This window comes from Nonomuraea sp. K271 (assembly GCF_009908215.1).
Classification (GTDB): domain Bacteria; phylum Actinomycetota; class Actinomycetes; order Streptosporangiales; family Streptosporangiaceae; genus Nonomuraea; species Nonomuraea longispora.
In genome coordinates, this window is record NZ_JAAAHR010000052.1 from 38,707 (window position 1) to 49,614 (window position 10,908).

Genomic DNA, 10,908 nt, shown 5'->3' on the forward strand with positions numbered 1-10,908 from the left:
GGTTCTGCTGTCAGGGATCGTTGTAGGACATTGCTCGCCGACCAAGGGGAGCTCCATTACGTCTTTCCCGCACGTTCGGTGGGAACGACGGAAAGTGGACATTTCCTCATCGTTGTGACCGATGCCGCTATCTCGGTGCTCGCCACCAGGACGCTCAGAAGCGATCGTCCCGTCGCCGTGTTGGCCTCGTTCCCGAGGCACACCAGGCTGGGTCCCATCCAGCCTGGACCGATAATCGAGCTGGGCTCTATGGCCTTCGAATTCGATGAGGAGTACACCGCCGTGGTCAAGGCCGCCGACGCGGAAGTCTTCGCGCCGGAGACCCTGCCTCCCGATCCGCTGCCCGACCTGTGATGCCCGACATGCGGTGTGCGGCTTCGCGGCCGGGCACCGGGTGGGGCTAGACTTCGGCGAAGCCCAGGTCCGCCCGTTCGGCCCTGAGCCGTACATACGTCAGCAGCCGCTGCATGAGGAGCCACTGAGTTGTCACGTCGCCTGTTCACCTCCGAGTCGGTCACCGAGGGCCACCCGGACAAGATCGCCGACCAGATCAGTGACGCGATTCTCGACACCATGCTCAAAGACGATCCGAAGAGCCGGGTCGCCGTCGAGACGATGATCACTACCGGCCAGGTCCATGTCGCAGGCGAGGTCACCACTGAGACCTACGTCGACATCCCTGGCGTCATCCGGGAGAAGATCCTTGAGATCGGCTACGACGCCTCCCACAAGGGCTTCGACGGCGCCTCGTGCGGTGTGTCGGTGTCCATCGGCGCGCAGTCGCCCGACATCGCCCAGGGCGTCGACGCCGCCTACGAGCACCGTGAGGGCGAGGACGGCGACGAGCTCGACCGTCAGGGCGCCGGTGACCAGGGCCTCATGTTCGGCTATGCCTGCCGCGAGACCCCCGAGCTGATGCCCCTGCCGATCACCCTGGCCCACCGGCTCGCCCTGCGCCTGTCCCAGGTGCGCAAGGACGGCACGGTCCCCTACCTCAGGCCCGACGGCAAGACCCAGGTCACCGTCGAGTACGACGGCGACACGCCGATCCGGCTCGACACGGTGGTCGTCTCGACGCAGCACGCCGCCGAGATCGACCTCAAGGAGATGCTGACGCCCGACATCAAGGAGCACGTGGTCGACCCCGTGCTCGCGGAGCTCGACCTCGACACCGACGGCTACCGCCTGCTGGTCAACCCGACCGGCCGCTTCGAGATCGGCGGCCCGATGGGCGACGCCGGGCTCACCGGACGTAAGATCATCATCGACACCTACGGCGGCATGGCCCGCCACGGCGGCGGCGCCTTCTCCGGCAAGGACCCGTCCAAGGTCGACCGCTCGGCCGCCTACGCGATGCGCTGGGTCGCCAAGAACGTCGTCGCGGCGGGGCTCGCCGACCGGTGCGAGGTCCAGGTGGCGTACGCGATCGGCAAGGCCAAGCCGGTCGGGCTGTTCGTGGAGTGCTTCGGCACGGAGAAGGTCGCCGTGGAGAAGATCCAGGAGGCCGTCCTGCAGGTGTTCGACCTGCGCCCGGCCGCCATCATCCGCGACCTCGACCTCCTGCGGCCCATCTACTCGGAGACCGCCGCCTACGGGCACTTCGGCCGTGAGGGCTTCTCCTGGGAGTCCACCGACCGCGCCGAGACCCTGCGCACCGCCGCCGGCATGTGAGCCGCCGCCGTCTGCGACCCGCTCTTCCCGGGCGCCGGCCCCCGGGAGCGGGGCGCCGCCGGCCGGCATGACGTGACCGGTCAACCCCCGGACTCCGCCGAGCCCGAGGGTTGACCGGTGAACGTGCCTTTCCCCTGGCAGCGGGGTGCTGCCTGGGCCTTCGCCCGGCTTGAAACGGGACTGCCGCGCTATGGGGATGACGTTTCTTCAAGGCGTCCGTACCGTGTGCGGGCGGCGGACGCCGTGGGTGGTGAGGTCTGGTAGACGTAGGGCGTGACCCACTCCGACGACGCCCTCCTGCCGCTCGACGCCGTGCGGCCTCCAGCGTCGTCCAAGGACGCCAAAGGCGCTCCCGTGCCCGCTCCCGAGCGGCCGGTGGCGAGGATCGTGGTGGACAGCCCGCTGCCACACCTCGACCGCTCCTTCGACTACCTGATCCCGGCCTCCATGCACGAGACGGCCGAGCCGGGCGTGCGGGTCAGGGTGCGGTTCGCGGGAAAGCTCGTGGACGGGTTCCTCCTGGAACGGGTCGAGGAGAGCGAGCACGAGGGACGGCTCACGCCTGTCGAACGCGTGGTCTCTCCCGAGCGCGTGCTCACCCCGGAGATCGCCGGGCTGGCCCGTGCCGTCGCCGACCGGTACGCGGGCACCCTGACCGACGTGCTCCGCCTCGCCGTCCCGCCGCGCCACGCCAAGGTCGAGTCGGAGACCCCGAAGGTGCCGGCCCCGTCCGGCCCGCCCGCCCTGGCTGCGCGCGCCGCCACCGATGGAGGACCCGATGACCCGGCCTCGCCGGGGAACCCCGGCGAAGGGGGACCGCCCCAACCTGGCGACGTTCCCGCCGCGGGGCGGCCGCGCTCCGGCGAGAGGGAGGGGGCGGCGAAGGAGCTCACGACGGGTGAAGCGTCCCCGGTGGAGGAGAACCGGCCGCCGGAGCGGGCGGCGAGCGACGTACGCGCCGGTCAGGCGGCCCCGCACGGGAGCGGCGAACGTGCCGCGAGCCCCCCGGGCGCCGGAGAGGACACCAGGAAACACGTTGAGCAGGCGGTTCCGGCCGGTGACGCGGCGGCGACGCCGGCAGATGGCGCCGGCCCGGTGGTGCCGGCCGAGGGGGCGAAGGAGAGTGCGTGGGACGACTATCCCACTGGGCCCTCCTTCCTGGACGCGTTGCGCTGCGGGCGCGCACCCCGGGCCGTGTGGTCGGCCCTTCCCGGTGCCCGCGGGTGGGCGAGGGCGGTGGCCGAGGCCGTGCACGCGACGCTGGACGGCGGCAGGGGCGCGGTCCTCGTGGTGCCCGACGGCAAGGACGTGGCGCTGGTGGACACCGAGTTCGAGCGGGTGCTGGGCCCCGGCAGGCACGTGGCGCTCACGGCCGGTCTGGGTCCGGCGGAGCGGTACAGACGGTGGCTGAAGGTGCTGAGAGGCCAGGTGCGCGCCGTTGTCGGCACCAGGGCCGCCATGTTCGCCCCCGTGGCGGATCTCGGCCTGGTGGCCATCTGGGACGACGGCGACGATCTGCACGCCGAGCGCCTGGCCCCGTACCCGCACGCGCGGGAGGTGCTCGGGCTCAGGGCGCACAGGACCGGCGCGGCGATGCTGATCGGCGGATACGCGCGCACCGCCGAGGCCACGCAGCTCATCGCCTCCCGCTGGGCCAGGCCGATCGTGGCCGCCCGTACGACGATCAGGAGCCTGGCCCCCCGCGTGCGCCCCGCGGGTGAGGACGCCGAGCTCGCCAAGGACCAGGCGGCGCGGCAGGCCAGGCTTCCGAGCATCGCCTGGCGGGCCTTGCGGCAGGGGCTGGAGAAGGGACCGGTGCTGGTGCAGGTGCCCAGACGCGGCTACCTGCCCGCCCTGGCCTGCCGGCACTGCCGTACGCCCGCCCGGTGCGTCCTGCCTCCCACCAGGACGGCCGCTCCTGCCCTTCCGTCGCCGAGCGCGAAGCCCTCAGGTCCGGCGGTCATGGTGGGGGCGATCCAGCTCGGCGGCCCTGACCCGCTCACCGGGCCGAGCCCGGCAGGGCCGCCCGGTGGCGCGGATCCGGGCTACGGGTCGTCGCCGGCCGGCCGGACCGGCGCCGAGGGTGCGGTGAGCGGCCCGTCCGCGCCCGGGAAGGGGGCTGCGTCCGACGGCCGGTCCGAGGCCGGCCGGCAGGGCGCGGATGACCGGCGAGCGCACGCCGCCCGCCGGGAACGCGCGCCCGACCGAGCCGATAGGACGGCAACCGGTCCGGCCGGCGGGACGGGCACCGGTCGTGGCGAAGGGTCCGGGGCTGGTGGGACCGGTGCCGGTGTGAGTGAGCGAACGGATCCCGGCCCTGTGGGCGAGGGCGGGCGGTTGTGTCATGGCCCGCTGGCGCTCAGAGGTGGCCACGCCGCCCCCTACTGCCGCTGGTGCGGCCGGGTGGATGCGCGCTGGCGGTGCCCCTCCTGCGGAAGTCCCCGGCTGCGCGCCGTCGTCACCGGCGCCCGGCGTACGGCGGAGGAGCTCGGCAGGGCCTTCCCTTCCGTGCCGGTGCGCACGTCCGGCCGTGACGGCGTGCTGGCCACCGTGCCGGCCACCCGCGCGCTGGTCGTCGCCACCCCCGGCGCCGAACCCGTCGCGGAAGGGGGATACGCGGCCGCCGTGCTGCTGGACGGGTGGGCGCTGCTGGGCAGGGCCGACCTGAGGGCGTCCGAGGAGGCGGTGCGCCGCTGGATGAACGCCGCCGCCCTGCTCCGCCCCGGCGCCGAGCTGGTCGTGCTCGGGGACGCGGCGCTGCCCGCCGTACAGGCGCTGGTCAGGTGGGATCCCGTCACGCACGCTGAGCGTGAGCTGGGCGAGCGCGCCGAGCTCGGCTTCCCGCCCGCGGTGCGGATGGCGACGCTCACGGGCGCGGCGAGCGCGGTCAGGCAGATGCTCGACGAGGTACGCCTGCCGCCCGGCGCCCAGGTGCTCGGCCCCGTGCCGGTGGACGAGCAGGGACAGGAGCGCGCCATGATCCGCGTACGCCGCCAGGGCGGCGCCGCGCTGGCGGCCGCGCTCAAGGGCGCCAGCGGCGTGCGCGCGGCGCGCAAGACACCGGAGGTGGTGAGGGTGAGTGTCGACCCGCTCGACCTGATTTAGACCGTTTCCCCGATTCGCTCATCTCATGGCCAGCCGTTAGCGTGCCTCTGTGTCGATCGAATGGGTGAACCAGGCCATCGACGACCTGCGTGCTTGGGGGCGCTCGCGGGACGTCGAAGTGGACGCGGACGAGGTCCGCCTGCTCTGCGACTACGCCAGCGACTACCTCAACGTCAACGAGCTGGGTGACTTCACCCCTGAGACGTTCGACGAGCTGCTGCTGTCCATCTACCCGCGCAAGGTCATCGCGCCGCCGGAGAGCGCGGAGGAGACCGTGTCCGCGGCCCGCACTCTGGTGGCCTTCCTCAGCGAGCGCGGGGCGGTGAGCGAGGAGACGGCGGCGCTCATGCGCGGCCGGCTGGAGGACATCGGGACGCGCATGCCCGAGGCGCTCGCCGATCCGGCCAACTTCGGCATGGCCAAGAGCCTGTTCAGCTCGATCGGGCCCGAATCGCTCGAGCAGTCGATCGCCATCCCGTCGGGCGAGGTGCCCGATCTCGGCGAGGCGCCCTGTGACTGCCCGGGCTGCTCGCCGCTGCCGGCCGCCCGGCTGGCCCCGGCCGACGACCTGCGCGCCGCGCTCGCCTCGGTGCCGATGCTGGCCGAGCAGCCGCTGCCGCAGGACGGCGGCGACCCGCTGGAAGGCTGGGCGCGGGCGGTGGCCCGCATGCTGGAGCCGGGAACGAGAGGCGCGGTCACCGGCTCCGTCGAGCTCGACGAGGGCCTCTACGACCTGTTCGACATGCTCTACCGGCTGCAGGTGCGGGTGCCCGTCACGGTGATCGGCGACTATCTCGACGAGGTCGCCGGTGACGGCGGGGCCGATCTCGGCGCCGTGCTCGACCGGCTGGCCTGGCACGGCATGATCGAGGTCACCGGCGACACCGCGGAGCTGACGCCCCTGGCGGTGTGGGGGCTGCGCGAGCACTACCTGTCGCTGGGGCTCGACGCCCCGCAGGCCTCCGACCTGGCCGAGGCCGACGCCCGTGGCCTCATCGAAGGGCTGCTCGAAGGCGTGCCCGCCGAGCTGGCCGAGGACGACATCAGCCGCTGGCTGACCGGAAGGGACGCCGGAGAGGCCGCGGCCGAGCTGCTGGGCGCCGCCTCCGGCGCGCCGGCCGTGGCCCGCGGCATCGCGATCACCATCGTCGACCGGCTCGGCCAGGAGGCGGAGCCGCAGGTGCGCGACTATCTCGACGACCAGGAGCTGCGCCCGCACGCCATCCACTGGCTGGCCGCCAGGGGGCTGCCCGCGCCGCAGCTCACCCAGGAGGAACTGCTCTGGGTCAGCGTCGACATGCTGGCGCTGGCGATGCCGGCGGCCGAGGAGGACCTCGAGGTGTTCGCCGAGAACATGGCCGCCTCCGGCCCGTCCGCCCACATGATCGAGGAGATGTGGCGGGTCGACCATCCCGACGTGGTCGACGTGCTCGAGCTGCTCGGACGCTCCATACCGGACGGCACGGTCGCCAAGGCGGCCCGCAAGGCCGCGTTCAAGGCCCGGTCCCGGGCCATCCGTTGAGTACGCTCATGTGACTCCTGTGCAGTAAGTTTCGTGGGTGGCCAACAATGTCTTCGACCTCGCCGAGCTGCGCAAGCTGATCGATGAGCAGGCCGCCGTGCCGTCACGGCCTCCAGTGGAGACTCCCGTGGAGCATGAGGCGCTGACGTTCCCGCCGGTCCGGCCGGCGCCCGACGCCGAGCTGGCCAGGGCGGTGCCCGCGGTTCCGCTCGTCGCCGACGCGATCAGGCTCACGAGCTGGACGGGCATCCGCGAGGTGACCGCGGAGGGGCACCTCGACGAGGCCGCCGCGCGGGCCGCGGCCGAGGAACTCGGCGTGCCGGCCGTACGGCTGCGTCTCATCTGGATCGTCGCCGTCAACACCGGGCTGCTGCAGATCGTCGGCGGGCGGGCCTCGCGAGGTCCGCTGACGATGCAGCTCACCGTCGAGGCCACGCTGGAGTTCTGGGACGGCGTGGTCATGGACGTGCTCGACCGCGCCGACGAGGGCCTGACGGGCTCGGCCGTGGTCGACGGCCACCTGGCCGAGATGCTGGCCACAATCTACTCCGTGCGCTCGGGCGTCGCCACGGCCAACCTCGCGCGCGGCATTCTGCAGTCCCACGAGGTCGCCTGCGCGCCGGGACCGGCCGAGATGCGCAGGATCGCCGCGGCGCTGCCCGCGGAGCTCCTGGAGGCGCTGTCGCTGCTGACCTACTGCGGGCTCGTCGAGCAGACCGCCGCGGGCCGCACCGCGCTCACCCCGCTCGGCGTCTGGGCCATCCGCCGCGACCTGCTGCGCGAGGGCCATGACGCGCCGACCACGGCCGAGGTGGAGGTGTACGCCGACCTGTCCGCGGCCGAGCTGGTCGACGAGCTGGTCAAGGGAGCGGCCACGCAGAGCGCGGTCGCGGGGTGGCTGGAGCGCCGCCCGCCTGAGTCGGCCGCCCGCGCCCTGATCGAGATCGCCGCCTCCGGCACGGCCGGGCAGCGCGGCGCGGTCGGCGCGATCCTGGAGGAGCTCGGCCCGGAGGCGGAGCAACCCGTCAGGGAGGCGCTCGGCGATCCGCTGATGCGCCGCTACGCCGCCTCGTGGCTGCACATCCGCGACCTCGAGGCGCCGGCGCTCAGCCCGGAGGACCACACCTGGATCGCGGTCGACTCGCTGGCGGCCCTCATGCACGTGTCGGGCCACGCGGCCGGCCGGCTCGACACCCCGGAGCCCGGCGAGGACCTGATCAAACTGGTCGGCGAGATGCCCTCGGTCGATCACCCCGACACGATCGCCGTGCTCGACATGCTCGCGACGGCCCACGACGACCAGGCCGTGGTCAAGGCGGCGCGCAAGGCCGCGATGAAGGCGCGTTCCCTGGCGCACGACGGCTTGCGCACGACGGCCCGCCGCAGGTGAGCGGCCCGCCGCCGGGCGCGGGCGGCGCGGGAGGCCGTTCGCAGGTGACAGGCTCCACTAAACTGGGCTGATCCACGTTCGAGAAACGGAGTGACCCCCTTGGCGATCCAGTCGATCCGGCTGTTCGGAGATCCGGTGCTGCGCACCCCGGCGGCCCCGGTCGTCGACTTCGACAAGGAGCTCCGCAAGCTGGTCAAGGACCTCACCGACACGATGATGGACGCTCCTGGCGCGGGCCTGGCGGCGCCGCAGATCGGCGTCGGGCTGCGGGTGTTCACCTATTACGTCGACGATCAGCTCGGCCATCTGATCAACCCCGACCTCGACCTGTCCTCCGATGTCGACGAGGAGGGCGAGGAGGGCTGCCTGTCCTTCCCCGGCCTGTCGTTCCCGACACCGCGCGCCGTCCGCGCCGTGGCCAAGGGTTTCAACATGCACGGCGAGCCCGTCGTCCTGGAGGGCACCGACCTGATGGCCCGGTGTTTCCAGCACGAGACCGACCACCTCGACGGCATCCTGTTCATCGACCGCATGGACCCCAAGCAGCGCAAGCTCGCCATGAAAGCCGTGCGCGAGGCCGAGTGGAGCGGGCTGTCCGCCCCGGTGATCAAGACCTCTCCGCACCCCACCGGCGGAAAGGCGCTCTGAGAGCATGCGCCTGGTCTTCGCGGGCACACCTGCGACGGCGCTGCCGTCGCTGCGCACCCTCATCGACTCTCCCCGGCACGACGTGGTGGCGGTCGTCACCCGCCCCGACGCCCAGTCGGGCCGGGGCCGCAAGGTGCATCCCTCTCCGGTGGCCGAGATGGCCGAGGAGGCGGGCATCGAGGTGCTGCGCCCGCAGAAGGCCGGCGACCCCGCCTTCCTCGACCGGCTGCGCGCGATCGCGCCCGACTGCTGCCCGGTCGTCGCCTACGGCGCGCTGCTGCCGCAGGCGGCCCTCGACGTGCCCCGGCACGGCTGGATCAACCTGCACTTCTCGATCCTGCCGGCCTGGCGCGGAGCAGCCCCCGTGCAGCACGCCATCCTGCACGGCGACGAGATCACCGGCGCGAGCACGTTCCAGATCGTCAAGGAGCTCGACGCGGGGCCCGTCTACGGCGCGCTCACCGAGGAGATCCGGGCCTCCGACACCAGCGGCACTTTGCTGGAACGCCTGTCGATCTCGGGGGCGGGCCTGCTCGCCGCCACGCTCGACGGCGTCGAGGACGGCACCTTGGAGGCCCGGCCGCAACCGGCGGAGGGCGTGAGCGTCGCACCCAAGATCACCGTTTCCGACGCCCGGGTCGCATGGGACAGGCCAGCCCTGCACGTCGACCGGCTGATCAGGGCCTGCACCCCGAGCCCGGGGGCGTGGACCGAATTCAGAGGGCAGCGGGTGAAGCTCGGCCCGGTGCGGGTGCTCCCCGGCGAACGGCTGGCGCCGGGTGTGATCTTCGCGGCGAAGACCGCGGTGCGGGTGGGCACCGCGACCGACGCGGTGGAGCTCGGCGAGGTGCAGCCTCAGGGCAAGCGGCTCATGGGAGCCGTCGAGTGGGCCCGGGGCGTCCGCCCCGAGGACGAAGAGAGGTTCACGTGATCCGGCGCGACGGGTGCCGGGCATGAGCGACGCGGGCAACCGGAGGGCCGGCGGCAGCCGTCGTCGAGGGCCTCGCAGACCGGTGCGCGACCAGGCCCGAAACGCCGCCTTCGACGTCGTGCGGGCGGTCGGCGAGCGCGACGCCTACGCCAACCTGCTGCTGCCGCGGCTGCTGCGCGATCGCGGGATCAAGGGGCGGGACGCGGCGCTGGCGACCGAGCTGGCCTACGGCACGCTGCGCGGCCTCGGCACCTACGACGCGATCATCGAGATGTGCAGCGACCGCGCGCCCGACCCCGACGTGCTCGACGCCCTCAGGCTCGGCGCGCACCAACTGCTGCGCATGCGCGTGCCGCCGCACGCCGCCGTCGGCACCACCGTCGACCTCGTACGCCTGCGCATCGGCGCGGGCGCGGCCAAGTTCGTCAACGCGGTGCTCCGCAAGATCGGCTCCAGGACGATCGAGGAGTGGCTGCCCATCGTCGCCCCCGACGCGGCGGACGACCCGGTGGGCCACCTCGCCGTCGCCCATGCTCATCCCCGGTGGATCGTATCGGCGTTCCGCGACGCGCTGGGCGGCCCTGACGAGATGCCCGCGCTGCTCGAGGCCGACAACGCCCGGCCATTGGTGACGCTGGTCGCCCGGCCGGGGCGCAGCTCGGTGGCGGAGCTGGAGAAGTCGGGCGCCGCGCCGGGCCGCTACTCCCCGTACGCCGCCTATCTGCGTGAGGGCGACCCCGGCCAGATCGCGGCGGTCGCCGAGACCCGCGCCGCCGTGCAGGACGAAGCCAGCCAGCTGGTGGCGCTCGCGCTGACCCGGGTTCCGGTCGAGGGCAATGGCGAGGAGCGGTGGCTCGACCTGTGCGCTGGCCCCGGCGGCAAGGCCGGGCTGCTCGACGCCATCGCCGTGCACGGCGACCAGGCGGGGATCGACCTTGGAGAGCCGGGCGCCTTCGCGGGTGGGGCCCGGTTGCTGGCCGCCGACTCGCAGCACCATCGGGCGCGGCTGGTCCATCAGACCACCAGGGACGCCTGGGTGGTCACGGCCGACGGCACCGAGCCCGCCTGGCGGGAGGGCGCGTTCGACCGGGTCATGCTCGACGCGCCCTGCACCGGGCTCGGCGCGCTGCGGCGGCGTCCGGAGGCGCGCTGGCGGCGCGACCCGGCCGGCATCGGCGACCTGGGCAAGCTGCAGCGCCGGCTGCTCGGCACGGCGCTCGACGCCGTGCGGCCGGGGGGCGTCGTGGCGTACGTGACCTGCTCGCCCCACCTGGCGGAGACCCGGGTCGTGGTCGGCGACGTCGTCACGCGCAGGAAGGACGCCGAGCAGCTCGACGCTCGGGCCTTCCTCCCGGGCGTCGACGGGCTGGGAGAGGGACCGCACGCCCAGTTCTGGCCGCACCGGCACGGCACCGACGCCATGTTCCTGGCCCTGCTGCGCAGACGTCGCTGATCTCTTCGCGCGCCGTCCGCCCAGCTCAGCGGGCAGATACGGCGCCGGCCAGGCAGCCGGGAGCATCGGGCCAGGCATGACGGCGCCCGGATGGGACACGGAGGGCAGGGCGGAGGGCAGGGTGGAGGGCAGGGTGGATTTCCTGGACGAGTTGCACCTGGCGGAGCTCGGGCCGATCATCGGGCTCC

Annotated in this window: 7 protein-coding genes; all 7 read left to right on the top strand. The window is 73.2% G+C overall.

Features of this window, described 5'->3' with window-relative positions; all coding sequences use genetic code 11:
- Positions 1-483 precede the first annotated feature (483 nt).
- The 7 genes from metK (at position 484) to GUY59_RS19775 (ending at position 10,720) form a co-directional block, all read left to right on the top strand.
- Positions 484-1,671 (top strand): methionine adenosyltransferase, encoded by a 1,188-nt coding sequence (gene metK / locus GUY59_RS19745; RefSeq protein ID WP_138201418.1) that lies wholly within the window; start codon positions 484-486, stop codon positions 1,669-1,671.
- Between the two features lie 273 nt (positions 1,672-1,944).
- Complete coding sequence (locus tag GUY59_RS19750) at positions 1,945-4,776, top strand: primosomal protein N' (protein ID WP_138201417.1); 2,832 nt, start codon at positions 1,945-1,947, stop codon at positions 4,774-4,776.
- Between the two features lie 49 nt (positions 4,777-4,825).
- On the top strand, positions 4,826-6,298 hold the full coding sequence (locus GUY59_RS19755) for a hypothetical protein (protein ID WP_138201416.1): 1,473 nt from the start codon (positions 4,826-4,828) through the stop codon (positions 6,296-6,298).
- Positions 6,299-6,335: 37 nt separating this feature from the next.
- Positions 6,336-7,688: a hypothetical protein gene (locus GUY59_RS19760; protein ID WP_138201415.1), complete on the top strand. Its 1,353-nt coding sequence runs from the start codon at positions 6,336-6,338 to the stop codon at positions 7,686-7,688.
- 99 nt (positions 7,689-7,787) lie between these two features.
- Positions 7,788-8,336 carry a peptide deformylase gene (gene def, locus GUY59_RS19765; RefSeq protein WP_132330937.1) on the top strand — a complete coding sequence of 183 codons (549 nt, stop codon included), beginning with the start codon at positions 7,788-7,790 and terminating at the stop codon, positions 8,334-8,336.
- A gap of 4 nt (positions 8,337-8,340) precedes the next feature.
- Positions 8,341-9,267, top strand: a complete 927-nt coding sequence (gene fmt, locus GUY59_RS19770; protein WP_138201414.1) for a methionyl-tRNA formyltransferase — start codon at positions 8,341-8,343, stop codon at positions 9,265-9,267.
- Positions 9,268-9,289: 22 nt separating this feature from the next.
- Entirely contained in the window at positions 9,290-10,720 is a 1,431-nt protein-coding gene (locus GUY59_RS19775; protein WP_138201413.1) for an RsmB/NOP family class I SAM-dependent RNA methyltransferase, read from the top strand.
- Positions 10,721-10,908: the final 188 nt, after the last annotated feature.